The following is a 25507-nucleotide window of genomic DNA, read 5'->3' as shown; positions in this document are numbered from 1 at the left end:
TATCAGCGAGGGTAGCGATAGGCCAGAGCGCCGCATTGCTATTCATGAGGCTATGGATGGGCGCGGTCACGAGGCGGTGACCGACACGGTCTTGTCGCCAAATTCATTCATCCCGAAGCTGGTCAGGAAGCTGACATCGGCCGCGTCGCGCCCGACGCCGATCTTCACCGTCTGCGCCGGATCGGCCATGCCGGTCGCATCGACCAGCTGCCAGGTGCCGCCGCCCTCGGTTTCGGGATCGTTGAGGAAGACTTCGGCGACGGCGTGGAAATCGGGCGGGTCGACGCCTGGCGCGTAGCAGGCGACATAGCGCGCGGGGATGGTGCTGGCGCGCGCCAGCGCCACCATGACATGGGCGTAATCGCGGCAGATACCGCGCCGCTCGACGAAGGTGTCGAGCGCGGTCGTTTGCGGGCCCGAAGCGCCCGGCGTGTAGGCGAGTTTGCGGCCCATCCATTCACGGATGGCGACGATCCGCTCGCCCCCGTCGGTGCCGCCGAACTCGTCCTCGACAAAGGTCTGGAAGCGGTCGGCCGCGCAATAGCGGCTGTCGAAGAGGTACTGCACCGCTTCGCCTGGCATGTCATGCGGGGCGAGGCGGGTGAGAGACGACAGGTCGGCGAGCTGGCGTTGGAGTTCAACTTCCGCCCGATAGGCGACTTCGAAGTCCCCCTCGGCCCGGATCCAGATGCGCTCGCCAATGTCATCCTGGGCAGGGACCCAGGCGCAATGTTCGGACTCGGTGAGCTGGGTATCGGCCGAACGGACAAGCTGTTCCGGGATCCTCGCCGCTTCGAATTGAAGAAGCAGGTCCGTCTTGCGCGGAAGAGAAAAAGAAAAGCGCGCTTCTATGGAAATGGTCATACCGCCCTAACGCAGCAGCGAGAGCTCTGTTTCGCGCTAATGGGGGCACCCCACCGCAAACGAAAAAGGGCCCCGAAACCGGAGCCCTTTTGTGAAGATTATTCTGGCTGGGCAATTAGCCCATGAGCCACTTCCAGATGTTCCACATAATCGCCTCCTGTTGACGGACAGGAAGTAACCTTCTGTTAACCATACATGTTTGTAAAGCATTAACTATGCTTCGCGCGCGCCACTTTCTCCGAACTCATTGAATTTCATGAGGTTATCCAAACCCATGGGGCGGGCAAGGATATAACCTTGGACGTGCGTACACCCGATTTCCGTTAACAATTTCAGCGTCTCGGCATCCTCTGCGCCTTCCGCAACGACCCCGATTCGCGCATCGCGGCCCATCTGGACGACACTGGTCACGATAGCCTTGGCCTTGGCGCTTTTGGTGATGTTGGCCACGAACAGCCGGTCGATCTTCACTTCGTCGAAAGGAAGCTCGAAAAAGGTTTCGAAATTGGTCTCACCGACGCCGAAGTCATCCATCGAGATGCGGGTGCCGAGCGCCTTCAACTCGTTGAGGACCATCTCCGCCGTCTCGAGGTTCCCGATGCGCGAGGTTTCCGTAACTTCGAGGATGAGGAAACGCGGGTCGAAACCGGTGGCCTGGAGGACGTTGCGAACCATTCCGACGATTTTCATGTCGGACAGCAGCGTGGCCGAGATATTCACCGACATGGTGATCGAGCGTCCGCGGAAGTGCATCAGGCGTCCCGCCGCGCAGGCGTGTTCGAAGACGAATTCGGTCAGCGCGTCCATACGCCCGGCCTTCTCGCACTGGGCGATGAAGTGCATAGGTGGGATAAAGCCGCGCGCCGGGTCCTGCCAACGCACAAGCGCCTCGACCCCGGTCATATTGCCGTTCCGCGTGTCGATCTTGGGCTGGTAAACGCAGAAGATCTCGCCCGCTTCCATCGCTTCGTCGATGCGGGCGCGCAGCGAAATGTCCCACAGCTCGTCGAAGCGCGAACTGCTTTCGGCGATCTTGATCGGCTGGAGAGCTTCGGAGCTTTCCTCGGCGGCCGCGACCGCTGCAGCGAGACGCGCCGCCGGATCGCCGTCGAGCTTGGCGACACCAAAGCTGATGCCGACGTCGATCGAGGAGCCGGCAACGTTGAGCGGTGCCGCGAACATCGCGCGCAGGCCTTCGAGATGCTCGGCAAGGCGATCGCCATCCTCTTCCTTGCAATGCCAAGCGAGATGATGCCCTTCGGCGTAGATCGTCAGATCGCCATCGGTGGCGCGCAGGCGATCAACGAGCTTGAGGATGTATTGCGCCCGGTGTGCGCGAGGCAGCGTCTTGAAGACATGTTCATAGCCGTGAATTCGGGCCACCACGAGATGGCCACGCACATGGATGTCCTGCGCTGTCTTGACTTCGAGTGCGCGCAGCTTCGGCAAACCGGTCTCGTTGTCGACCAGCGCCATGCGGTCCTTCCAGCGAGCGCGCGAGCGCAGGAAGGCGTAGGCGATGAGCGCTGCCGCGCAATAGGACAGCTCGACCCGAACACCGGCAACGCTACCCAGATAGATGGTCAGGGGGAGGGAGCTCAAGACAAACGCATAGGCCACACGGCGACGCTTTTGCGAATTGGCGAAAGCGAGCAGCAGTGCGAAGGTCAGGGTGAAAACGGCAAGGGCCGGAAGGGCGCTGATGAAACCTGTCCGGCCAGCCTTCAATGTTTCCGCGCCATAAATCGCGACATAGGAACGCGGGACCGAGTAATCGCCCGGGACACGCTGCTGACGATCCGAAAGGCCTGCAGCCTCGCCGATAACGACGGTCCGCCCCGCGAAACCCGCTACATGGTTGCCTGCAACAAGGTCGGACAGTTCGACGGAGGTGATCGCGCTCGAATCGAAGGCGTAGTCGATCTGGAAAGTGCCGCCCCGGGTGTCCTCGATACCAGCGATCGATGCAGCGAGGGTCGGGAGCCTGCGCCCCTTTACGTTCTCGGCGTACTCCTTGGTCCAGCTAAATCCCAGCCAATTGTCAGAGCTGCGTGAAACGACACGCTTCGCATCGCCCGCAATGGCGGGGGAGGTCGTTATGATACGTTCGGGAGAGCTTCCGTTCTGTTCGATCCTGTCGACCAGAGTAGCGCGCGGTCCAAGGTCGGCAATTGCCTGCGCTAGCTGCGCGTCCGCCGCTTCGGTCGATGCAAGCGGGAAGGCGATGTCGACATAGACGCGCCCGACACCTTCTTGGTCGAGCTTTTCCAAGGCGGAGGCAAGCTGCTGACGACGTCCGGGAAGATCCGGATCGGCCAGATCCCGTTCTGCGGCCACGAAGACGATATCGCCCGACGGTTTGTGGGTCGCAATGCGCGACTGGGCAATCCAGCTGAACTGGTCGACGGGGTCGAGTATGCTGATTACGAACAAGGCAAAGACGAATGCGACACTGAAAAGCAGATGCTTCAATCGACTCGCCGCACCAAGGGGCAAGCCGGAAACCGACTTGGCAGAGGGCGCAGAGGCGCGGTCCAGGGTGCGGACGATATTCATCGCGCTTCCCTATGCCCCGATTAAGTTTAAGAATGTTTTGACGCGGGGGCCGATTTTTTCGCGCACCCATGGAAATCGGCGCGCAACAGTAGTTAATCGCGTAGTAGGAAATAGGATGAAGGATCGTTAAGCATGGCCCCGCGGCATCCCCTTAGGGTGGCGGGAATATCCTATTTTAAACAGTCCCTTACCAAACTTTCCAAAGGTTCAATCGCTTTGGTTAAGGGGTAGGTAGGCAGCGGTCAGCCCGCGACGACACCGTAAAGGTCGTGGGCGTCGGCATCCTCGACTTCAACGGTCACGATATCGCCGGTTTCGAGCGTTCCGGGCACGTTTCGCAGGTAAACCGCACCGTCGATTTCGGGCGCGTCGGCCTGGCTGCGACCGGTCGCGCCGATATCGCCATCCTCGTCCGGCTCGCCCACTTCGTCGATGATGACGGGGATCGAACGACCGACCTTCGCCTGCAGCTTGGCGGCGCTGATCCGCTCGGTCACTTCCATGACGCGGGCGTAACGTTCTTCCTTGATCTCTTCCGGCACGGGATCGGGCAGGTGATTGGCCTGCGCGCCTTCGACCGGTTCGAAGCGGAACGCGCCGACGCGGTCGAGCTGGGCTTCTTCCAGCCAGTCGAGCAGATACTTGAAATCGTCTTCGGTCTCGCCCGGGAAGCCGACCACGAAGCTGGAGCGGATCGCGATCTCGGGGCAGATCTCGCGCCAGCCCTTGAGGCGTTCGAGCACCTTGGCCTCGTTCGCCGGGCGTTTCATCGCGCGCAGGACCTTTGGGCTGGCGTGCTGGAAGGGAATGTCGAGATAGGGCGTCAGCAGCCCTTCGGCCATCAGCGGGATCACCGCGTCGACATGCGGATAGGGGTAGACGTAGTGCAGCCGCACCCACGGCGGCATACCGCCACCGATGTCGAGCTGGCCCAGTTCGCGCGCGAGATCGGTCATGTGCGCGCGCACTTCGCGGCCCTTCCACGGCTTGCTCTCGTGCCGTGTGTCGACACCATAGGCGCTGGTGTCCTGGCTGATGACCAGCAGTTCCTTCGTGCCGGCGGCGACCAGCTTCTCCGCTTCGCGCAGGACCGCATCGATCCGGCGGCTGGCGAGCTTCCCGCGCAGGTCCGGGATGATGCAGAAGGCGCAGGAGTGGTTACAGCCCTCGGAAATCTTCAGATAGCTGTAGTGCCGCGGCGTCAGTTTCACGTCCGGCTGAGGGATAAGGTCGATATACGGACCCTGGCTTGGCGGGGCGTGCTCGTGTACGGCTTCGACGACGGCCTCGTATTGGTGCGCGCCGGTCACGGCGAGGACGCTGGGATGCGCGGCGCGGATGGCATCGGCTTCCTCGCCCATGCAGCCGGTTACGATCACGCGGCCGTTTTCGGCAATGGCCTCACCGATCGCCTGCAGGCTTTCTTCCTTGGCCGAATCGAGGAAGCCGCAGGTGTTCACCAGCACCACGTCCGCGCCGGCGTAATCGGGGCTCATCGCATAGCCATCGGCGCGCAGGCGCGTGAGGATGCGTTCGCTGTCGACCAGCGCCTTGGGGCAGCCGAGGGAAACCATGCCGACCTTCTTCTGGTCGGGGATCGGGGTGGTGGGGGTGTTCATGTCAATGTCCGTGGGATTTGCGCGCGCCCCTACACGAACTGGGCGGCTCGCGCTAGGAGGGACCGCATGGGACCTGTAAACTGGATCGCGGTGGTGGCCGCCTGGAGTGTCGCCGCGCTGCTGGGCGTGACCTTCTATGGCAGGGCAGCTACTCCGCGCCCGCCATATCTCCTGCATATCATGGCAGGCCTGCTGTTGTTTGCGAGCGCCGCCATGCTCGGCCACATGTTCGCCCGGGTCGGAACGGCCACGCTCGATGCGAAGTGGTGGCTCTACTTCATGATGGCGGGCGGGCTGGCGCTGACCTTCATCGGACCGGCGCTCTTTATCGCAGCGGTCAGGCGCGAAGAACCGATCGGCAAGGCTCTGTTCGACTGGGGTTACTGGCTCGCCGCCTATCTGGCGATGGGCGGCGTGTTCCTGTTGCTCGGCTAAACCTCAGGCACCCTGCCGGATGGTGTCATCCTTCACGTGCCCGTCGCCCTTGCTCTCGCCATTGGGCGTGGCGATGATTTCGACGATGATGTCGCCTTCCTGCAGGTTCTGGCACTCGTCTTCCCAGAAGCCGATGGCACGGCCGTTGCGGTAGACGCGCAGGCCTCGGCCTCCGGTCGTCAGCTCGCTGATCGCGCAGCCGCACTCGTCCGCCGTCACTTCGCGCTCGACAAGCTGGACGCGGCCGGACACGCTGGCGAGGTCGGCCAGATATTCCGCGATATGCTCGCCCTTGGCGCTGCCGGCGAGCAAGAGACCGGTAAAGCGCACCGGGTTGATGACGTTGTTCGCACCGGCCTGGCGGGCAAGCGATTCGTTGTCGTCCGCGCGCACCACCACGCTGATGGGAACGTGCGGTGCCAGCGCGCGCACGGTCAGGGTGATGAGGATGGTGGTATCGTCGCGTCCAGCCGAAATCAGGACGTTCTGCGCTTCTCCGATCCGCACCGCTTTCAGGGTCTCGTCGCGCGTCGCGTCGGCGGCCATGACATTGCATCCGAGCGATTCAGCGGCGTGAAGCCGTTCCTCGCTGGGGTCGATGACCACGATGGTGCTGGGATCGGTCCCGCGTTCGATGAGTTCGGCCACGGCCTCGCTACCGGAAATGCCGTAGCCGAGGACCACGATGTGGTTGCAGAGTTGTTCCTGAATACGGGCCATGCGGAATTTTTCCCAGCTGCGCTTGATGAGGAAGTTGTAGGCCGTGCCCACGAAGATGAACAGGACGGCGAAACGGACCGGCGTCACGATGACAGCCTCGACAAGGCGCGCACGGTCGGAGATCGGGGCGATGTCGCCGAAGCCGGTGGTGGTGATCGAAATCATGGTGAAATAGATCACGTCGAGGAAGCTGACCTCGCCGTCGAGATTGTCGACCAGACCTTCGCGATCCCACCAGTGAATCATTACCACGAGGGCGATCAGGAAAAGCGCAAGGCCCAGGCGGATGCCGAGGTCTCCCCAGACAGGGATCTTGGTCGCTCGCCGCAGGGGCTGGAACCGCGGGCCGCGATAGACACGCGTCCCGCCTTCGCCCGGCGCAATTCGATCGAGTTGCTTTCTCTCGCTCATCCCACCCTCAAGTGGGCGAGCGTGCGGGGGCGGTCAAGCACCTTCAAGCGCCGTAGCGTTCCCCCAGGGCCTTCAGCGAGGCGTGATGGGTCAGGTCGAGCTGGAGCGGAGTGACCGAGACGTAACCGTCTGCAATCGCTTCGAGGTCGGTGCCGTGGTCGGGCGTGTGCTCGATCGCCTGCAGGCCGAACCAGAAGTATTTGAAGCCGCGCGGATCGCGTCCCTCGACCACCGTGCCGCGCGAATAATCGTGGAAGCCCTGTGCCACGGCGCGGATGCCCTTGATCTGGTCGGCAGCGCGCGGGGGGAAGTTGATGTTGACCAGTGTGCGGTCGGGCAACGGGGCCTCCAGCAGCGGGGCGAGGACCTTCGCGCCCCACGCCTCGGCCGCAGCGAAGGACATATCGTGCCCCGCATCGTCGCGCCCGATGACCTGGCTCATCGCGATCGAGCGGATGCCGGCCAGCGCGCCTTCGATGGCGGCGGACACGGTGCCCGAATAGGTGATGTCGTCGCCGAGATTCGCGCCGCGGTTGACGCCCGACAGGATCAGGTCGGGCGCGCCGTCCATCACCTGCCTCAGGCCCATAGTCACGGAATCGGTCGGCGTGCCGGTCACCGAGAAGCGCCGCTCCCCGTGCTTCCTCAAGCGCACCGGACGGGTGAGGGTCAGCGCGTGGCCCATGCCCGACTGTTCCTCGTCGGGCGCGCAAATCCAGATGTCGTCGGAAAACTGCCGCGCAATCGCCTCCAGCACGTCGAGGCCGGGGGCGTGGACGCCGTCGTCGTTGGTGAGGAGGATTTTCACGCCTGCGGCTCCAGCTTTGCAACGCCGCCCATATAGGGAGCGAGAACATGAGGCACGGTGACGCTGCCGTCTTCCTGCTGATAATTCTCCATCACCGCCACCAGCGTGCGGCCCACGGCGAGGCCCGATCCGTTGAGCGTGTGGACGAAGCGGGTCTTCTTCTCGCCTTCGGGGCGATAGCGCGCGTTCATGCGACGCGCCTGGAATTCGCCCGTGTTCGAGCAGGAGCTGATTTCGCGATAGGCGCCCTGTCCAGGGAGCCAGACCTCGAGGTCGTAAGTCTTCTTCGCGCCGAAGCCCATGTCGCCGACGCACAGCAGAACCTTGCGATAAGGCAGGCCGAGCGCCTGCAGGATGCCCTCGGCGCAAGCTGTCATGCGTTCGTGCTCGGCCTCGCTGTCTTCGGGGCGGCAGATGCTGACGAGTTCGACCTTCTCGAACTGGTGCTGGCGAATGAATCCGCGCGTATCGCGCCCTGCCGAGCCTGCCTCGCTGCGGAAGCAGAGCGTGTGGGCGGTAAGGCGAATAGGCTCGACGGGTTCATCGAGGATCTGTCCGGCGACCGAAGCGGTGAGCGGCACCTCCGAGGTCGGAACCAGCCAGCGGCCATCGGTGGTCTGGAAGCTGTCCTCGGCGAACTTGGGCAGCTTGTCGGTGCCGTACATGGCCTCGTCGTTCACCAGCACCGGCGGATTGCACTCGGTATAGCCGTTCTCGCGCGTCTGGGTGTCGAGCATGAACTGGGCGAGCGCGCGGTGGAGGCGGGCGATGTCGCCGCGCAGGAAGGTGAAGCGGGCGCCCGAAAGCGAAGCGCCCGTTTCGAAGTCCATCCCCAGAGCAGGGCCGATATCGGCGTGTTCTTTGGGCTCGAAGGCAAAGTCGCGCTTCTCGCCCCATGCCGAAACCTCGACATTGTCGTTCTCGTCCGCGCCGTCCGGAACGTCGTCGGCAGGCATATTGGGCAGGCGGGCGAGGAGGTCGGTCAGTTCCGCACCGGCCTTCTGTTCCGCCTCCTCCCACGCGGGCATGCTCGCCTTGATCTCGGCGACTTCGGCCTTCAGCGCCTCGGCCTTGTCCTTGTCGCCCTGGCCCATGGCCTGGCCGATTGCCTTGGAAGCTTCGTTGCGGCGGCTCTGCGCTTCCTGAACGCGGGTCTGCGCCTCGCGCTTCTTGGCGTCGAGGGCGACAATCCGGTCGGCGATGGGCTCTGCCCCGCGGCGTTTCAGCGCGGCGTCGAAGGCTTCGGGATTGGCTCGGATGAAGGCGATATCGTGCATGGGGCGCGCTATGCCGTTTGGCGCTGGTCTTTTCCAGTGTGGAAATTTCGAGGCACCTATTGTGCCCGCAACGGTTGGAGTGGCTATGGCGCCTGCGCGCCAGTCGAGAGCAACCAAAGGGGCCAAGACACTTGCCAGACCAGTCACTTACGCCGCCGCGCCGCAGCCGTTTCATCGATATGGTCGACGCCGGGATCAGGCTGGGGCGCAAGGTCGGCATGGTCGACAAGGCCTGCTTCGACCGCGATGTCCTGATGGAGGAAGTCGCCCGCGCTTATGGTCTCGACAACTTCGGGGACCGCTGGTTCGTCGAGGCTCTGGACGTCCTGCTGCAATCGGCGAAGGAGGAGGCGGGCCTCAACGCCGCGGGCGATTTTTCCGCCATGAAGCAATTCCACCACCTGCTGCGTGACAGGCTATATGCGCAAATGTGGTTCGACCGTCACCCGGAGATACTCGCGCGCCCGATCCGCAATCCGGTGGTGATCGTGGGGCCGATGCGCTCGGGCACGACGCGGCTTCATCGCCTGCTCTCGGCCGACCAGCGCTTCGCCAATCTGCGCAGCTTCGAGACGATCAGCCCGGTGCCGCGCCCCGATTTCGAAGAGGTGCTGGAAGGCAAGCGCGAGGATTTCCGCCCCGTGCTGGCGAAGCGTATTCTGAAGGTAGCGCGCCTCGCCAATCCGCGCACGCTGTCGATCCACCCGACCGGGCCTTATGAGCCTGAAGAGGAACTCGGCCTTATCGCCGCCAGCTTCTACGGCATGAAGTTCGAGGCCCAGTGGCGCGTGCCGACCTTCGCGCGCTGGTGCGAACAGGAAAGCGCCGTGTCCGCTTATCGCCACATGGCCGACCTCCTGCGGCTCATCGGCTGGTCGCAGCAGGAAAGCTCGCTGAGGCCCTGGGTCCTCAAGACGCCGCAGCATATGCTCGACCTGCCCGCGCTGCTCGAAGTCTTCCCCGATGCGCGGCTGATCTTCACGCACCGCGATCCCAAATCGGTGGTCGGCAGCACCGCCTCGCTCGCCTGGAACCAGACGATCATCTACGCCGACGATGTGGATCCGAAGGCGCACGGGCGCGAATGGCTGCGCAAGAGCGAGCTGATGGTGGAGCGGATGCGGCAGGCCCGCGATGCCATTCAAAAGTCACAGATGATCGATGTGCAATACGACGCGATGGACAATGACTGGCGCGGGTCGATGGAGCGCATCTACCGCTTCCTCGGCCTCGACATCGCGCCCGCCCTGCCGGCGATGCAGGACTATCTCGACCGGTCAGCAGCCTCGAAACGCGTGCCGCACAGCTATTCGCTGGCCGAGTTCGGGCTGGAGGAGGGCGAGGTCTACGAACGCTTCGCCGACTACATCTCCACTTACCGTATCCCCACCGCCAACGCGGTTGGCGTGACGCGTCCGCCGATCGCGGCCGGATAGCAAAAGGCGGCGAACCGGTCGTCCCGGCCGCCGCCCCCTAGCTCACTCTGGAGGGTGAGTTAGAATTTTACCTCGCCGGTCACGAAGACTCGGCGCGGATCGCCATAAAAGCCGGTCAGATTGCCTTCGAGGCCAAGCGGGGTGCCGGTCACGAAGTCGTAACCGGCCACGATATAGCGCTGGTCGAAGACGTTCTTTGCGTGGATGCCGATGGCAAAACGCTCGCTGTCGTCGGTGTAAACGAGCCCAAGGTCGACCAGTTCGTAAGCGGTCTGGTCGAGCGGCCCGGGCACTTCGAACTGGCTGCTGTCCGAACGCATGGTGATCGAGCCGAGGAAGTCGAGCACGCCGCCACCGACCGGAACGCCGATGTTGATGCCGGTGTGGACGGTGAATTCGGGCGTGTTCTGGATCACGCGTTCGTCGGCGACGTCGTTGCCGAATTTGTCGACGTATTCGTTGAAACTCGCATCGAGATAGCCGAGCGACCAGTTGAAACCGATGCGGCTGCCGGCGCCGGCAAAGTCGCGTGCCACCAGCGCGTTGCCTTCGAATTCGAGGCCGTTGAGGTCAGCGCTCGCTGCGTTGGAAGTAGTTCCGGCGAAACTGTCGTTGACCCCATCGCCATCGCTGTCGAAGCCGATCGAACCGGGGATCTGCACGTCTTTGTACTGGCCGATGAAGCCGGCCAGCGCGATGGTGAGGCGGTTGTCGAGCAGACTGGCCTTCCAGCCCAGTTCATAGCTGTCCACGGTCTCCGGGCGGAAGTTGAGGAATTCGTACTCTTCGGCGTAGCTAACCTCGCCGTTGCCATCCAGATCGGGCGCCTGGGTGCTCTGGCCACGCGGGTCGAAGCCGCCTCCCTTGAAACCCTTCGAGTAGGACAGATAGAGCGTGTGATCCACGTTCGGCTTGAACGCGATCGAGGCGCGCGGGGTGAACTCCTTGTAATTCGCCTCGCCCTCGAAATCGCTGGTCACCAGGAATGGTGTGCCGTCGCCGTCGAACAGGTCGGAGAAGCCGCCGATGAAGGTGGTACGCAGGATGCGGCTGTTGCGCGTATCCCAGGTGTAGCGGCCGCCCAGCGACAGGCTGAGCTGGTCGGTCAGGTCATAGGTGAAGTCGCCGAAGACCGACCAGGTCTCGGTCGCCACATCGCCCAGCGTCTGGGCGTTGAGGCCCGGCAGGCCGATGAGGTCGCCGGTGGTGAACAGCGCCACGTCGAAGGCGGTGTAGGCGTTGGCGTCGAGATAATAGGCGCCGAGCACGCCCGACAGGCGGTCGCCCTCGACCAGCAGCTGCAGTTCCTGGCTGAATTGGTCGTTTTCATAGATGGCAGGCACGTCGAGATCGGCTGCGGGCAGGCTGTCGAAATCGATCGGGGTGGTAGACGCGTCCTCGCGGTAGCCGGTGATCGATTTCAGGGTCAGCGTGTCGCTGAGTTCGTAAGCGATCTGGAGCGCGCCGCCATAGGCTTCGACTTCCTGATCCACCACGTCGAGACCCGCGCGCGTGTCGTAGGGATTGTCGAGCACGGGCGCTCCGGAGAAGCGGCCATCGAGCAGGCGGCCGCCTTGGCGCGCCTCGCTGTTGTCCTTCACATAATCGCCCGAGAGGCGCACGAAGAGCGGGCCGCTGTCAAACTCCAGCGTGCCGCGACCGGCCCAGACGTCCTTGTTGTAATTCTCCGTGCCCAACGTGAGATTGTCGCCATAGCCGCCGCGCGAGAGGCGCGCGCCACTGACGCCGACGCGGAAGCTATCGCTGATCGGGGTCGAGGCGGAGACGACGAGGTCGGCCTGGTCATAGGAGCCATAGGTCCCGCGCACCTTCACCCGCGTCTCATCGGGCAGGCGTGCGGTCACGTACTTGATCGCGCCGCCGATGGTGTTGCGGCCATAGAGCGTGCCTTGCGGGCCGCGCAGCACCTCGATCCGCTCGACATCGTAGACATCGAGCACGGCGGCCTGCGGGCGGTTGAGATAGACGTCGTCGACGTAAAGGCCGACACCCGCCTCGAACCCGGCGACCGGATCCTGCTGCCCCACGCCGCGAATGAAGGCGGTAAGGGTGGTGTTGGTGCCGCGGCTGACTTCGAGCGTGAGGTTGGGGACCTCATCCGCCACTTCGGTCAGTTCCAGCGTGCCGCCGCGGATCAGTTCCTCACCCGAAAGAGCGGTGACGGCGATCGGCACGTCGGTCAGGCGCTCGACCCGGCGGCGCGCGGTGACGACGATGGTGCCATCATCCGCAGGCGAGGCGTCCTCGCTCAGCTCGGTATCGGAATCGATGTCCTGCGAGGACTGCGCTGCGGCAGGCGCTGCAAAAGCCAGGCCGGCAGTGCCCGCCAAAAGAACAGCGGCCGGACGCATGGTGCGAAACTTCATGAAACTCCCTCCCAATATCTCTCTCGTGCCCTCAATATTGAAAACTGAACCACCTTTCAAGTTTGTTCTTGCATCGGCCTGCGGATTTCGCTTAGCCATGAGTTCAAGAGGGGATGGGAATGGACGCGACCGCGCCAGAGGACGTGAAGACGCCGCGCACCGAAAGGGGGCGCAAGACGATGCGCAAGCTGCTCGACGCGGCGGCGCGCGAATTCGGCGATCACGGGTTTCACGAAGCCTCGATCAGCTCGATCACGCGGCGTGCGGGCGTGGCTCTGGGTACGTTCTACACCTATTTCGACAGCAAGGACGCGATCTTCCGCGCGCTCGTCGCCGACATGAGCGAGGCGGTCAAAGTGGCCGCGCGCGAGGCGATCGAACCCGATATGGACGCGCTCACCATCGAGCGGGCCGCGCTCGAGGCCTTCTTGCGGTTCGCCGCACACAACAAGGAAGTCTATCGCATCATCGACGAAGCCGAATTCGTCGATCCCTTGAGCTATCGCACCCATTACGAAACGATCGCCGAGCGTATCGCGGGTCGCCTTGCTTCAGGCGGCGAAGAAGGCGCGATGCGCGCCGGGCTCGGTGAGGTCGAAGCCTGGGCGCTGATGGGCATGAACGTCTTCCTCGGCCTACGCTACGCCATCTGGGCGGACGAGGCCGATCCCGGCCCGGACGAGGTGGCGAGGCTCGCCAATCGCCTGCTACAGCAAGGCATCGGCCCGGCCCGCGATTAGGAACGCTTGCCGCTCCAAGCCGTTGTTAGGGCAAAGGAGAATTTCTATGATCGGCAAGATTATCGGCGCCTACGCAGGCGACAAACTCGCAAAGAAGGTTGACGGTTTCGGCATCGGCGGTGCTGGCGGTGCGGCGCTTGGCGTCGTGGCGGCTTCGGTTCTTCGCCGGATGAGCCTTCCCGCCATGCTCGCCGTTGGTGCAGGAAGCTATGTCGCAAAGAAGATTTACGAGCGTTCGCAGCGCGGCGAGTCCATCGTGACCGGCGAGCCGCTTCCGCAGAAAACGGAAACCCGCGCTGCAGCCTAATCGTCGCATGGCCGTCTGCCAAGACGGCCCGGAATTTTCAGCGGCTCTCCTTCTGGAGGGCCGCTTTTTCGTGGGGGGAATTGGTGCCGGCTAGAGGAGTCGAACCCCTGACCTGATGATTACAAATCAACTGCTCTACCAACTGAGCTAAGCCGGCGTACCTTCGGAACGGTGCGGCGCCTCTGGCGGAAAATGCCTCGCGCGTCCAGCCCGATTGCAGCGCGCCGTCCAGACGCCTATCGCCGTCCGCTATGGATCTGGGCGCAATCGTTTCCGAAACCTGGACGGAGCTGGCCGATGAGCGCGGCAGCGGCAATCCTGCGCGTTATATCCCGGCGCTGGCGCTGGTCGACCCGAACAAGTTCGGCATCGCGCTGGCGACCAGCGATGGCGAGGTCTTCTGCGCTGGCAACGCCGACGAGGCGTTTTCGATACAGTCGATTTCCAAGGTCTTCGCGCTTGCGCTCGCCCTGGAGCGCGAAGGGCCGGCCCTGTGGGATGCGGTGGGCCGCGAACCTTCGGGCAACGCTTTCAATTCCATCGTCCAGCTGGAGCGGGAGAAGGGCATCCCGCGCAATCCTTTCATCAATTCCGGTGCCATCGTGACGACCGATCGCTTCATCGGCGACCGCTCGCCCGACGAGGCGGTGGAGGACTTGCTCGCACGCCTGAAGCGCATGGGCCGCGACGAGACGATCCGCTTCGATCCCGAAGTGGCGCGCAGCGAAAGCGAGACCGGTTCGCGCAATCGCAGCCTTGCTTGGTTTCTCGCCGATTTCGGGCGGCTGCTGAACCCTGTGGAGGATGTCCTCTCCGTCTATTTCCGCCAGTGCGCTCTCGCCATGAGCTGCCGCCAGCTGGCCGAAAGCGCGCTCTTCCTCGCCTTTGACGGAACGGACCCGGTCACCGGCCAGCAAATGTGCAGCGCCAGCCGTGCGCGGAGGATCAACGCGCTGATGCTGCTGTGCGGCCATTACGACAATTCGGGCCAGTTCGCCTTCGAAGTCGGCTTTCCGGGCAAGTCGGGCGTGGGCGGGGGCATTCTCGCCAGCGTACCTGGCAGGGCGGCGATCGCGGTCTGGTCGCCGGGCCTCAACCGCGCTGGCACGAGCCTGCTGGGCGCCAAGGCACTCGCCCAGATCGCGCGGCGCACGGGGTGGTCGGTGTTCAGCGGGAAATTGCCCGAAATCTAGAGCGCGCCGAAGGTCCATCCTTCCGTGCGCGCGATGTCGGGCGTGAGCCCCTCGGGCGACCAGCGCTCGGGATCGTGCGCGACCTTGCGAAGCCAGGCGGCGGTGAGAAGGGCGTCGGTGGCGTGGTCGTCGACCGCTCCTGTTCGCTCGACCGGCGGAGAGCCAAGGGCCGCCAGGGCTTCGTTGAGAGCTTCGTAGCTGCGCATTTTCGCCTTGGCCGCGCTCCGTCCAGCCTCCAGCGCGGCGAGGCTTGTGTAGATTTCGACCACGACCGAGCCCTTGTGGGGCAGCGGGTCGATGGGCCACACGGGCAGGTGTCCGCGCAAGTGATGCAGCATGCGCATCCCCGTCAGGCTCGACTTGCCGACTTGCGCCGCTCCGACGAGGTTGAAGTTGGAGTAGGGTTTGCACCCCATGGCAGCCTGCGCCTGCTCGGTGACGCGAAAGCGGCCGCGCCCATGGCTTGCTCCATCGCAGCCGAAATGCGTACCGGTCTCGCTGCCATCGCGGAAATAGGGACGCAGGTCGGGATGGGCGACGAAACTGTTGGCCCCGAGATTGGGTTCGTCGGCCGCAACCCTATCGATCAAATGCCACAGAGCAGGAGCATCCTCGGGTGTTTCCGAGAGGCCCGGAAAGTAGCCTCCGCAATCGGCATGCGGCAGCGCGATGCCTAGGTCGAGACCGACCAGAGTGTTAGGCGGCAAGTCATCACGCAGGACGGCCAGAACATCCTCGCGGGACCAGCGGTGCTCGACCAGAACAGGCGGTCCTCCAGCCGCATCGGCGATCGCGAGCGCGATGCCCTTCTGCCGCTGACCTTTGGCTCCCGACCAGTCGATGGCGAGGAAATGGCGGAAGCGCCTATCCGCGTTCACGCCGAAGCTTGTCCCAATAGTCGAGCCGCTTCTTCACCTCGCGCTCGAAACCGCGTTCGACCGGCTCGTAATAGCTTTGCGGCTCCATCTCTTCGGGCCAGTAATTGTCGCCTGAAAAACCGTCCTCGGCATCGTGGTCGTAGCTGTAGCCTGCGCCATAACCGATATCCTTCATCAGCTTGGTCGGCGCGTTGAGAATGTTTTGCGGCGGCATCAGGCTGCCGGTTTCCTTTGCCGATTTGAACGAGGCTTTCTGCGCCTTGTAGACCGCGTTCGATTTGGGTGCGGTGGCGAGGTAGGTGCAGGCCTGCACCAGCGCGAGTTCGCCCTCGGGACTGCCGAGGAATTCATAGGCGTCCTTGGCCGCCATGCATTGCACCAGCGCCTGCGGATCGGCCATGCCGATGTCCTCCACCGCCATGCGGACGAGGCGCCGGGCGAGGAAACGCGGTTCTTCGCCCGCGGTGAGCATGCGCGCGAGATAGTAAAGGCTCGCCTGCACATCGCTGCCGCGCACCGCCTTGTGGAGCGCGGAAATGAGATTGTAATGCCCTTCGCGGTCCTTGTCGTATACGGCGACCCGGCGCTGCAGGAATTTGCCGAGCGCGCCCGGATCCAGCGCTTCCTCGATTTTCGCGTTATAGAGCGTTTCGGCCTGGTTGAGCAGGAAACGCCCGTCGCCATCGGCGCTTGCGACCAGCGCATCGCGGGCTTCCGTCGTCAGGGGAAGGGGGCCTTCCAGCTCTTCCGCCCGGTCGAGCAATTGTCCCAGCGCGCCGTGGTCGAGCCGCTGGAGGATCAGCACCTGCGCGCGGCTCAAGAGCGCGGCGTTGAGCGCAAAGCTCGGATTCTCGGTCGTCGCGCCAACAAGGGTGACCGTGCCGCGTTCGACGAAGGGCAGGAAGCCGTCCTGCTGCGCGCGATTAAAGCGGTGGATCTCGTCCACGAACAGAAGCGTGCGCTGACCGGCTTCTGAGGCCTTGTCGGCGGCGGCGAAGGCCTTCTTGAGATCAGCGACGCCCGAGAACACGGCCGAGACGCTTTCGAACCGCATCCCCACGCTATCGGCCAGCAGGCGGGCGATGGTGGTCTTGCCCGTGCCCGGCGGCCCCCACAGGATCATGCTCGACAGTCGTCCGGCGGCAACCATGCGCCCGATCGCGCCTTCCGCGCCGGTCAGGTGGTCCTGCCCGATCACCTCGTCGAGGTTAGCGGGGCGCAACCGGTCGGCGAGCGGCGCATCTTCGCGCAGCGCGTCGGGCCTGGAGCTTTGCGGTAAGTCGTCAGAAAAGAGGTCGGCCATCGCGCCCCTACCTAATGGCTCGGCGGCGAATTGCCATTCCCAAGAGCCATGCTAGCATCGCCAGCGGGTCGCGGCGATAGGGAGGGATATATGGAAAAGGCGAAAACGCCTTGGCACTTTTGGGTAGTCGGCCTGCTGACGCTGGCCTGGAACGCGTTCGGGGCGAACGACTACACGCAGACCCAGCTTCGAAACATGGAATACCTCGAAGGGATGGGCTACCCGCCGGAAGGTATCGCCTATCTCGACCAGTTCCCCGCCTGGGCCGAAGCCGGTTGGGCGCTGGGTGTCTGGGGCGCTCTTCTGGGGTCGTTGCTGCTGCTTTTCCGGAGCCGGTTCGCGCTCTGGGCCTATGCGGTGTCCATCCTCGGCATCGCCATGACCACGGCCTATGAGGCCGGGGCGGATATGCCGGCCGAGCTTGCCGAAATGCAGCCCGCGTGGTTCCCGATCCTGCTCTGGGGACTAGCCCTGTTCCAGCTTTGGTACGCGTGGTCGATGCGCCGCAAGGGCGTGCTGCGCTGAACTAGCCTGCGGCGGCGCGCTGGTCGTGCAGCCGCAGATAAGTGTCGACCACCGCCTGGTTGATCGCATCCCAGCTATAGGCGCGCGCGGCCTTCTCGCCCGCTGCGCCATGCGCAAGGCGCAGGTCGTCGTCGGTGCAATAGGCGGCGAGAGCCTCGGCGCAGGCTTTCGAGAAAGCTTCGGTCTTGCTGGGCGGAATGAGGCGACCGGTCTCGCCGTCATGGACGAGGCTGGCCGCACCCGTTGCACCCGCGGCGACCACAGGCAGGCCGCAGGCCATGGCCTCCAACGTGACGTTGCCGAAGGTCTCGGTGATCGACGGGTTGAAGAAGATGTCCCCGCTGGCGAGGGCACGACCGAGGTCCTTGCCGGTCTGGAAGCCGACGAAGGTGCCACCGGGCAGCGCCTTCTTGAACCAGTCGCGGGCCGGACCGTCACCGATGACGAGCACCTTGTGCGGCACTTGCCGCTTGCGCAGTTCGACCACCGTATCGGCAAAGACGTCGAGGCCCTTTTCCATGACCAGGCGGCCGAGGAAGACGATCGCCACATCGTCGTCGGCAAGACCGTTGGCGCGCCGCCATTCCATGTCGCGGCGCGAGGGATCGAAGATTTCGCGGTCGACGCCGCGCGACCAGATGCTGATATCCTCATGCATCCCTTGCGCTTTGAGCTCGTCGATCTGGCTTTGCGACGGGGCCACGAGCGCATCGGTGCGGTGATAGAAACGACGCAGCAGCGCCTCGACGGCCGGCTCGAGGAAGCTTAGGCCGTAATACCGCGGATAAGTCTCGAAACGCGTGTGGACGCTGGCGAGGATCGGAATGTCGTTCTCACGCGCCCATTTGACCGCTGCGTGCCCTGTCGGGTCGGGGGCGGAGACATGGATGAGGTTGGGCTTGAAGGCCTCGAGGTCCTTTTTCGCATCGCTGCCGAGGCCCAATGTCAGGCGGTATTCGCCGCGGTTCTTCACCGGCATGCGCATGTTGGGCACGTCGACGAGGTCGCCGGTCGGCGGGAAGTCCGGATTTTCGACCACGGGGGCGTAGACGCGCAGCGCCGCCCCCTGCCGCAGAATGTAGTCGGCAAGCCGGTTCAGGGCCTGGTTGCAGCCATCGCGGGTGTAATTGTAGTTCCCGCTGAACAGCGCGATGCGGAGGTCTTTTGCTTCCATTGCGCGCGGCCATAGGAAAAGCTGCGCGCTTTGGCGAGTATTTAGGGCGTTTCCACGAGGCACCGCCGCAGCGCATCGCCCCATCGCACCTCGGATAGCGCGCTGGAACGCAGCGGCCCGTCTCACAGTTGCTAGACTGAACCCGCGCCTTTTGGGGGCGCATACCTATTTCACGTTGACTCGAAGCGAAGCAACTTTATTGCCGCCAGCGGGCCACGCGGTCCCAACGCCGCGCGTGCTCTCTGCAAGGAGAGAATACATGACTGAACCGACGCTCAAGCCTGAGCGCCCCTTCTTCTCATCGGGGCCGACCGCCAAACACAAGGGCTGGTCTGCATCCAATCTGAAAACCGAATCGCTCGGACGCTCGCATCGTAGTGCGCTTGGCAAGTCGCGGCTGAAATACGCCATTGACCTGTCAAAGGAGATGCTCGGCGTGCCCGAGGATTACCTTGTCGGCATCATGCCGGCCTCGGACACGGGCGCGCTCGAATGCGCGATGTGGACGATGCTGCGCCCCGACCGCCCGGCCACCGTCGCGGCCTGGGAAAGCTTCGGCAATGTCTGGATCCAGGACGCGGTCAAGCAGCTGAAGCTGCCCCAGCTGACCACGCTCGACGCCGACTATGGCGAGATCCCCGACCTCGCCTCGATCCCGCAGGAAAGCGACGTCGTCTTCACTTGGAACGGCACGACCTCGGGCGCAAAGATCCCGAACACCGACTGGCTCGCTCCGGGCCGCGAAGGCGTGACGATCAACGATGCCACCAGCGCTGTCTTCGCAATGGAGATGGACTGGGCTAAGCTCGATGCCACGACCTACAGCTGGCAGAAGGTGATGGGCAGTGAAGCCCAGCACGGCATGCTGATTCTCAGCCCCAAGGCCGTTAAACGGATCGAGGAATACGATCCCGAATGGCCGCTGCCCAAGCTTTTCCGCCTCAAGAAAGGCGGCAAGATCAACAGTGCCATTTTCGAAGGCGCGACGATCAACACGCCCTCGATGCTGGCCACTGAAGACTACATCGAAGCGCTCGAATGGGCGCAGGCGATGGGCGGCCGCAAGGCAATGTTCGAGCGTGCCGACGCCAACGCCAAGATCGTCAAGGACTGGATCGAAGCGACCCCGTGGCTGCGCAACATGGTATCCGACCCGGCCAAGCAGACGAACACTGGTGTCTGCTTCCTCTTCCAGGGCGACTGGTACGACAGCCTTTCCGAGGAGGACAAGGCAGGCGTTCCGAAGAAGATCGTCAAGCTCCTCGAAGAGCGCGACGTCGGCTATGACTTCAACGGCTATCGCGATGCCCCGCCGTCCCTGCGCATCTGGTGCGGCGGCACGGTCGAACAGGAAGACCTGAAGCGTCTCCTGCCGTGGATCGAGTGGGCCTACGAAACCGTCAAGAACGGCTGATAAGCCGCGCACCACCGTTTTCCCGTTCGTGCTGAGCTTGTCGAAGCACCGCACTTTCTTTCCAGCGCAGAGCCAAAAGTGAAAGACGGCCCTTCGACAGGCTCAGTGCGAACGGATATCAAAAATTCCGGAGTAATCCAATGAGCAAACCCAAAGTCCTCATCAGCGACAAGATGGACCCGAACGCGGCGCGCATCTTCGAAGAGCGCGGCTGCGACGTCGATGTCATCACCGGCGAAACGCCCGAAGAACTCAAAGCCCGGATCGGTGAATACGACGGCCTCGCCATCCGTTCCTCGACCAAGGTGACGCCCGAAATCCTCGATGCGGCGACCAATCTCAAGGTCATCGGCCGCGCCGGTATCGGCGTCGACAATGTCGATATCCCCTATGCCAGCGGCAAGGGCGTGGTGGTGATGAACACCCCATTCGGCAACTCGATCACCACCGCGGAACATGCCATCGCGATGATCATGGCGCTCGCCCGCCAGATCCCGCAGGCCGACCGCCGCACGCAGGCTGGCGAATGGCCCAAGAACGACTTCATGGGCGTCGAAGTCACCGGCAAGACGCTGGGCCTGATCGGCGCGGGCAATATCGGCTCGATCGTCGCCGCTCGTGCGCAGGGCCTGAAGATGAAGGTTATCGCTTTCGACCCCTTCCTGACCGAGGACCGCGCGCTGGAAATCGGCGTGGAGAAGGTCGATCTCGACACGTTGCTCGCGCGCGCCGATTTCATCACGCTGCACACGCCGCTGACCGAAGAAACGCGCAACATCCTGAGCCGTGAGAACCTCGCCAAGACCAAGAAGGGCGTGCGGATCGTCAATTGTGCGCGCGGCGGCTTGATCGACGAGGCGGCCCTCGCCGACGCGCTCGACAGCGGCCAGGTGGCCGGTGCCGCGCTCGACGTGTTCCAGACCGAACCGGCCAAGGATTCGCCGCTCTTTGGCAAGCCCAACTTCATCTGCACTCCGCACCTTGGCGCCAGCACCACCGAAGCACAGGTCAATGTCGCGTTGCAGGTGGCCGAACAGCTGGCGGACTACCTCGTTAACGGCGGCGTTACCAACGCGCTCAACATGCCTTCGCTGAGCGCGGAAGAAGCGCCCAAGCTGCGCCCCTACATGAAGCTGGCCGAAAATCTCGGCAGCCTCGTGGGCCAGCTTGCCCACGGCAATCTCACCAAGATCAATATCGAGCGCGAAGGCGCGGCAGCCGAACTTTCGGGCAAGCCGATCGAGGGCGCCGTCCTTGCCGGCCTCATGCGCCAGTATTCGGATACGGTGAACATGGTCAACGCGCCCTTCCTCGCTAAGGAACGCGGTCTCGACATCCGTTCGATCCGCCATGAGAAGGAAGGCGCCTACAACACGCTGCTGCGCGTGACGGTGGGCACGGACAGCGGCGATCGCTCCGTCGCCGGCACGCTGTTCGGAGCCGACGCCCCGCGTCTCGTCGAGATTTTCGGCGTGCGGATCGAGGCCGAACTCGACGGGCACATGCTCTACATCGTCAATGAGGACGCGCCGGGCTTCATCGGCCGCATCGGTTCGCTGCTGGGCGAAAACGGCATCAACATCGGTACCTTCAACCTCGGCCGCCGCGCGGCTGGCGGGGAAGCGGTGCTGCTGCTGAGCGTCGACCAGCCGATCCCGGACGAGGTGGTGAAGAAGGCTTGCGCGCTCGAAGGCGTGAAGACGGTAATGCCACTGGCATTTTAAGATACCCACATAAGCTCCGTTCGTGCTGAGCCTGTCGAAGCACAGTCCTTTTCTTCTGGACCTGCGCTGACAAAAAAGTACGGCCCTTCGACAAGCTTAGGGCGAACGGAAAGAAAACTTGTGACACACCCCGACGATCTCCTGCCCATCGGCCTCGAAGACGCGCTGCCGCAGCGCGCTACCACGATTACGCGCGCCATGCGCGATATCCTGCGGGCGATGGACAGTCATGGCTACGACCGGGTGCGCCCGCCGCTGATCGAGTTCGAGCAATCGCTGGCGGGCCGCATGGAAGGCGTGGCGACGCGCCGGATGGTGCGCTTCACCGACCCCGAAAGCCTGCGCACGCTGGCCCTGCGCGCAGACATGACGGTGCAGGTCGGGCGGATCGCCGCCACCGGTCTTGCCGATGCGCCTCGGCCCTTGCGCCTTTGCTACGCAGGCGACGTCGCGCTGCTCAAGGCCGACCAGCTCGACCCCGCACGCCAGCGCCTGCAATTGGGCGCCGAACTCATCGGGCGCGACAATGTCGCCGCTGCGATCGAGGCTGTTACCGTCGCTCTCGATGCGCTGGAGGCGGCAGGCGTCACCGGCCTTTCGGTCGATTTCACCTTGCCCGATCTCGTCGATACGCTGGCCGAGAAGGCGCTCCCGCTCGCCGACGACAAGCGCGAGGCGGTTCGCCGCGAACTCGACATGAAGGATGCCGGCGCGCTCAAGGCCGCAGGCGGCGAAGCCTATCTGCCGCTGCTCTACGCAACCGGCCCGTTTGAGGACGCGATCGAGAAGCTCGCCGCGCTCGACGCGGGCGGCGCGCTGGCGACACGTATTTCGGGCTTGCGCGAAGTGGCAGGTGCTCTGGGTGACCGGGCACGTCTCACGCTCGACCCCTCCGAACGCCACGGTTTCGAATACCAGAGCTGGTTCGGCTTTACCCTGCATGCGAAGGGCGCGCGCGCCGCGCTGGGACGGGGCGGGACCTATGCGATCAAGGGTAGCGACGAGGCCGCGACCGGCTTCTCGCTCTATATGGAGCCGCTCCTCGAAGTGCTCGGGACCGATAGCGGCACCAGCTCGCGCACCGTCTTCCTCCCGCTCGGCCATGACCGCGCCCTGGCGTCGCGCCTGCGCGCCGATGGCTGGCGTACGGTCGCTGCCAACGCGGAAAGGGATCGGGCGGAAGCATTCGGCTGCACTCATGTCTTGGAAGGCGGCGAACCCAAACCGCTCTAGGCAGGCTTCCACGCCTCGTGCTTCGCCATGATCGCGGCGAAGAGATCCGAATTCACCAGCCCGTCCAGCCAGCGGCGAACGTGGGGCAGGTCCCGCGCGGCGAACCACTCGCGGTCGGCGTTTGCGAACTGGCGCACGAAGGGGAAGATGGCGATGTCGGCAAACCCGCGCGTCTCGCCGCACAAATAGGGCTGGGCTGACAGGCGGGAGTCGAGCTCACGCAATTGATCGACAGCCGCTGCGCCGTGCTCTTCCGGGTCGACGTCCTCATAGCGCGTCGAATATTTGTACCGGTCGAGGTGGTGCTTGAAGGGGCCGTCATTGGCTTCCACCAACGCGTCATCCTGCCGGTCCAGCCAGCCCTCCGGATCGGCCTCGGCCAGCGCCCAGCGCATGATGTCGAGGCTCTCTTCGAGCACGCCCGCATCCTGGGTGACCAGCACCGGCACCGTGCCCTTCGGCGATGCCTGCAGCATTTCGGCTGGTTTGTCGCGCAGCACCACCTCGCGATGCTCGTATTGCGCGCCGCTGACATGCAGCGCCATCCGGGCGCGCATGGCGTAGGGGCAGCGGCGGAAGCTGTAGAGGATCGTTTCAGCCATCCTCGGCCCCGGTCTCCCTGCGCCCGATATGCTCTTCCCCGCGCGCGGCGGCGAGCTTTTCCTGCCGCTGGCGCTCGCGATAACGGGCGCGCTGTTCGTCGCTGCGTTCGGGGAAGCACTGGTGGCAGGACACGCCTTCCTCGTAGTGCTCATGGGTGAGGTCGGCCTCGGCCAACGGGCGGCGGCAGGCGCGGCACAGGCTGTGCGAGCCGACGTCGAGGCCGTGCTTCACACTGACCCGCTCGTCGAAGACGAAGCATTCGCCCTGCCAGCGGCTCTGGTCCTCGGGAATGTCCTCGAGGTACTTGAGGATGCCGCCCTTGAGGTGATAGACCTCGTCTAGCCCTTCGGCCTTCACGAAGGCGGTCGATTTCTCGCAGCGGATGCCGCCGGTGCAGAACATGGCGATCTTCGGTGTGCGTCCTTCGGCCTCGAATTCGGCGCGGCGGGCGCGGAACCACTCGGGAAATTCGCGGAAGCTCTTGGTCTCGGGATCGATCGCGCCTTCGAAGGTGCCGATGGCCACTTCGTAGTCGTTGCGCGTGTCGATCAGTATCGTATCGGGGTCCGCGATCAGCGCGTTCCAGTCCTGCGCCTCGACATAGGTGCCTACGCCATCGACCGGATCGAGATCGGGCTGGCCCATGGTCACGATTTCGCGTTTGAGGCGCACCTTGGTGCGGTGGAAGGGCATCTCGGCCGCCCGCGATTCCTTCCAGTCGAGTCCTTCGCAGCCCGGAAGCGAGCGGATATGGTCGAGGACCGCTTCGATGCCTGCGTCGCCGCCTGCAATGGTGCCGTTTATCCCTTCCTGCGCCAGCAACAGCGTCCCGCGCACGCCATTCGCCTCGGCGCAGGCGAACAGGGCAGGGCGCAGGGCTGCGGGATCTTCGAAGCGCGTGAAGTGGTAGAGCGCCGCGATACGGATAGGCAGGTCGGTCATGATGGCGCGCCGATAGCAGCCCGGCGCGCCTCATGCATCCCGGTTCTTATCCGTTGAAGTCGGCCGGGTCGGGTCCCATTCGGCCCTTGGGATCGTCGAGCGCGTCGATCCGCCCCATCTGCTCGTCCGACAATTCGAACGACAGCGCCTTGAAATTCGCCTCGATATGATCGCGGCTGGACGCCTTGGGGATGGGGCAAAGCCCGTGCTGGATATGCCAGCGCAGGATAACGGCGGTCTCCGGCTGGCCGGCTTCTTCCGCAATTGCCTCGATCACCTCGTTGGACATGCCTTTGCCCTGGCCGAGCGGCGACCAGCTCTGGGTCACGATACCCAGTTCCTCATGAACCTTGCGCATGGCGCGCTGCTGGAAACTGGGATGCAGTTCGATCTGGTTGAGCGCCGGGGTCACACCCGTTTCGTCGATGATGCGCTTCAGGTCCTCCTCGCGGAAATTGGAGACGCCGATGGACTTGGCCTTGCCCGCATCGCGCAATTCGATCAGCGCCTTCCAGGTGTCCACGAACTGGTCCTTTTCGGGGCAGGGCCAATGGATCAGCAGCATGTCGACATGCTCGCGGCCGAGCCGTTCGAGACACTTGTCTGCCGCGCGCAGCGTGCGGTCGTAACCTTGGCTGTCGTTCCAGATCTTGGTCTGCAGGAAGATGTCGGACCATTCGCCAACGCCTTTTCCGACACCCTTCTCGTTGCCGTAGATCGCCGCCGTATCGACCAGCCAGTACCCGACATCGATGGCGGTGGAGACGGCCTCGGGCGCGTCCTCCTCTTCCATCTGCCAGGTGCCGAAGCCCAGCTGGGGAATCTGACGGCCGTCGTTGAGGTTGAGAGTGGGGTAGTCGGTCATAAGGTCTCCTTTGCAACACCAATGGAGAAGTGGCGCGAAGTATCCGGTTTGCGCCTTGCCCCATGCCGCATATGCGCCTAGTTCCGCGCGCGT

General features: G+C 63.9%; 22 protein-coding genes and 1 tRNA gene. 9 read left to right on the top strand and 14 right to left on the bottom strand.

What is annotated here, in order from left to right:
- Positions 1 to 66: 66 nt before the first annotated feature.
- The 3 genes from K3148_RS02515 to rimO all read right to left on the bottom strand — a co-directional run bounded on the left by K3148_RS02515 (position 67) and on the right by rimO (position 5039).
- On the bottom strand, positions 67 to 864 hold the full coding sequence (locus K3148_RS02515; protein ID WP_221425768.1) for a transglutaminase-like domain-containing protein: 798 nt from the start codon (positions 862 to 864) through the stop codon (positions 67 to 69).
- Between the two features lie 213 nt (positions 865 to 1077).
- On the bottom strand, positions 1078 to 3297 hold the full coding sequence (locus K3148_RS02510) for an EAL domain-containing protein (protein ID WP_221425767.1): 2220 nt from the start codon (positions 3295 to 3297) through the stop codon (positions 1078 to 1080).
- Between the two features lie 365 nt (positions 3298 to 3662).
- Positions 3663 to 5039 (bottom strand): 30S ribosomal protein S12 methylthiotransferase RimO, encoded by a 1377-nt coding sequence (gene rimO / locus K3148_RS02505; protein ID WP_221425766.1) that lies wholly within the window; start codon positions 5037 to 5039, stop codon positions 3663 to 3665.
- A gap of 66 nt (positions 5040 to 5105) precedes the next feature.
- On the opposite strand from rimO, the gene K3148_RS02500 reads away from it, so the two are divergent.
- Positions 5106 to 5474, top strand: a complete 369-nt coding sequence (locus K3148_RS02500) for a DUF1761 domain-containing protein (protein ID WP_221425765.1) — start codon at positions 5106 to 5108, stop codon at positions 5472 to 5474.
- 3 nt (positions 5475 to 5477) lie between these two features.
- Here K3148_RS02500 and K3148_RS02495 read toward each other — a convergent pair whose 3' ends face one another.
- Genes K3148_RS02495 through serS form a run of 3 tightly spaced genes read right to left on the bottom strand, consistent with a single transcriptional unit; the run spans position 5478 to position 8690 of the window.
- A complete protein-coding gene (locus K3148_RS02495) occupies positions 5478 to 6605 on the bottom strand; it encodes a potassium channel family protein (RefSeq protein WP_221425764.1) in 1128 nt (375 codons plus the stop codon).
- Positions 6606 to 6648: 43 nt separating this feature from the next.
- Complete coding sequence (surE, locus tag K3148_RS02490; protein WP_221425763.1) at positions 6649 to 7413, bottom strand: 5'/3'-nucleotidase SurE; 765 nt, start codon at positions 7411 to 7413, stop codon at positions 6649 to 6651.
- Entirely contained in the window at positions 7410 to 8690 is a 1281-nt protein-coding gene (serS, locus tag K3148_RS02485; RefSeq protein WP_221425762.1) for a serine--tRNA ligase, read from the bottom strand. The genes surE and serS overlap by 4 nt, the downstream gene beginning before the upstream one ends.
- Before the next feature lie 131 nt (positions 8691 to 8821).
- On the opposite strand from serS, the gene K3148_RS02480 reads away from it, so the two are divergent.
- Positions 8822 to 10126 carry a sulfotransferase family protein gene (locus K3148_RS02480; RefSeq protein WP_247711619.1) on the top strand — a complete coding sequence of 435 codons (1305 nt, stop codon included), beginning with the start codon at positions 8822 to 8824 and terminating at the stop codon, positions 10124 to 10126.
- 59 nt (positions 10127 to 10185) lie between these two features.
- Here the strand turns inward: K3148_RS02480 and K3148_RS02475 are convergent, their stop codons facing one another.
- Entirely contained in the window at positions 10186 to 12513 is a 2328-nt protein-coding gene (locus K3148_RS02475) for a TonB-dependent receptor (protein ID WP_221425761.1), read from the bottom strand.
- Between the two features lie 113 nt (positions 12514 to 12626).
- Here K3148_RS02475 and K3148_RS02470 point away from each other — a divergent pair, with 113 nt between their 5' ends.
- A complete protein-coding gene (locus K3148_RS02470; RefSeq protein ID WP_221425760.1) occupies positions 12627 to 13253 on the top strand; it encodes a TetR/AcrR family transcriptional regulator in 627 nt (208 codons plus the stop codon).
- Positions 13254 to 13299: 46 nt separating this feature from the next.
- Positions 13300 to 13560, top strand: coding sequence for a hypothetical protein (locus tag K3148_RS02465; RefSeq protein ID WP_221425759.1), 261 nt, complete (start codon positions 13300 to 13302; stop codon positions 13558 to 13560).
- Positions 13561 to 13641: 81 nt separating this feature from the next.
- On the opposite strand, the gene K3148_RS02460 is transcribed toward K3148_RS02465, so the two are convergent.
- A tRNA-Thr gene (locus tag K3148_RS02460) sits at positions 13642 to 13717 on the bottom strand.
- Positions 13718 to 13811: 94 nt separating this feature from the next.
- Between K3148_RS02460 and K3148_RS02455 the strand changes: the two genes are divergently transcribed.
- Complete coding sequence (locus tag K3148_RS02455; protein WP_221425758.1) at positions 13812 to 14753, top strand: glutaminase; 942 nt, start codon at positions 13812 to 13814, stop codon at positions 14751 to 14753.
- Here the strand turns inward: K3148_RS02455 and K3148_RS02450 are convergent.
- Both K3148_RS02450 and K3148_RS02445 read right to left on the bottom strand, forming a co-directional pair.
- The gene (locus K3148_RS02450) at positions 14750 to 15631 is read right to left on the bottom strand and encodes a hypothetical protein (protein ID WP_221425757.1); all 882 of its coding nucleotides are present in this window, start codon (positions 15629 to 15631) and stop codon (positions 14750 to 14752) included. The genes K3148_RS02455 and K3148_RS02450 overlap by 4 nt on opposite strands.
- Complete coding sequence (locus K3148_RS02445; RefSeq protein WP_221425756.1) at positions 15618 to 16934, bottom strand: replication-associated recombination protein A; 1317 nt, start codon at positions 16932 to 16934, stop codon at positions 15618 to 15620. The genes K3148_RS02450 and K3148_RS02445 overlap by 14 nt, the downstream gene beginning before the upstream one ends.
- A gap of 90 nt (positions 16935 to 17024) precedes the next feature.
- Here K3148_RS02445 and K3148_RS02440 point away from each other — a divergent pair, with 90 nt between their 5' ends.
- Positions 17025 to 17459: a hypothetical protein gene (locus K3148_RS02440; protein ID WP_221425755.1), complete on the top strand. Its 435-nt coding sequence runs from the start codon at positions 17025 to 17027 to the stop codon at positions 17457 to 17459.
- Position 17460: 1 nt separating this feature from the next.
- Here the strand turns inward: K3148_RS02440 and K3148_RS02435 are convergent, their stop codons facing one another.
- Positions 17461 to 18633 carry a glycosyltransferase family 4 protein gene (locus K3148_RS02435; RefSeq protein WP_221425754.1) on the bottom strand — a complete coding sequence of 391 codons (1173 nt, stop codon included), beginning with the start codon at positions 18631 to 18633 and terminating at the stop codon, positions 17461 to 17463.
- Positions 18634 to 18892: 259 nt separating this feature from the next.
- Between K3148_RS02435 and K3148_RS02430 the strand changes: the two genes are divergently transcribed.
- From K3148_RS02430 to K3148_RS02420, 3 genes are all read left to right on the top strand, one after another.
- Positions 18893 to 20047 carry a phosphoserine transaminase gene (locus K3148_RS02430; protein ID WP_221425753.1) on the top strand — a complete coding sequence of 385 codons (1155 nt, stop codon included), beginning with the start codon at positions 18893 to 18895 and terminating at the stop codon, positions 20045 to 20047.
- 140 nt (positions 20048 to 20187) lie between these two features.
- Positions 20188 to 21771, top strand: coding sequence for a phosphoglycerate dehydrogenase (gene serA / locus K3148_RS02425; protein WP_221425752.1), 1584 nt, complete (start codon positions 20188 to 20190; stop codon positions 21769 to 21771).
- A 120-nt stretch (positions 21772 to 21891) separates the two neighbouring features.
- Positions 21892 to 23004, top strand: coding sequence for an ATP phosphoribosyltransferase regulatory subunit (locus tag K3148_RS02420; protein ID WP_221425751.1), 1113 nt, complete (start codon positions 21892 to 21894; stop codon positions 23002 to 23004).
- Here K3148_RS02420 and K3148_RS02415 read toward each other — a convergent pair.
- The 3 genes from K3148_RS02415 to K3148_RS02405 are packed head-to-tail and all read right to left on the bottom strand — an operon-like array spanning position 23001 to position 25414.
- A complete protein-coding gene (locus K3148_RS02415; RefSeq protein ID WP_221425750.1) occupies positions 23001 to 23606 on the bottom strand; it encodes a glutathione S-transferase in 606 nt (201 codons plus the stop codon). The two genes, K3148_RS02420 and K3148_RS02415, sit on opposite strands and share 4 nt — an antisense overlap.
- A complete protein-coding gene (trhO, locus tag K3148_RS02410; protein ID WP_221425749.1) occupies positions 23599 to 24549 on the bottom strand; it encodes an oxygen-dependent tRNA uridine(34) hydroxylase TrhO in 951 nt (316 codons plus the stop codon). Before trhO ends, K3148_RS02415 begins: the two co-directional genes overlap by 8 nt.
- A 46-nt stretch (positions 24550 to 24595) precedes the next feature.
- Positions 24596 to 25414, bottom strand: a complete 819-nt coding sequence (locus tag K3148_RS02405) for an aldo/keto reductase (RefSeq protein WP_221425748.1) — start codon at positions 25412 to 25414, stop codon at positions 24596 to 24598.
- Positions 25415 to 25507 lie beyond the last annotated feature (93 nt).

The sequence above is a fragment of the Qipengyuania aurantiaca genome, assembly GCF_019711375.1.
Taxonomy (GTDB): Bacteria; Pseudomonadota; Alphaproteobacteria; order Sphingomonadales; family Sphingomonadaceae; genus Qipengyuania; species Qipengyuania aurantiaca.
This window is presented reverse-complemented; position numbering and strand designations above follow the sequence as displayed.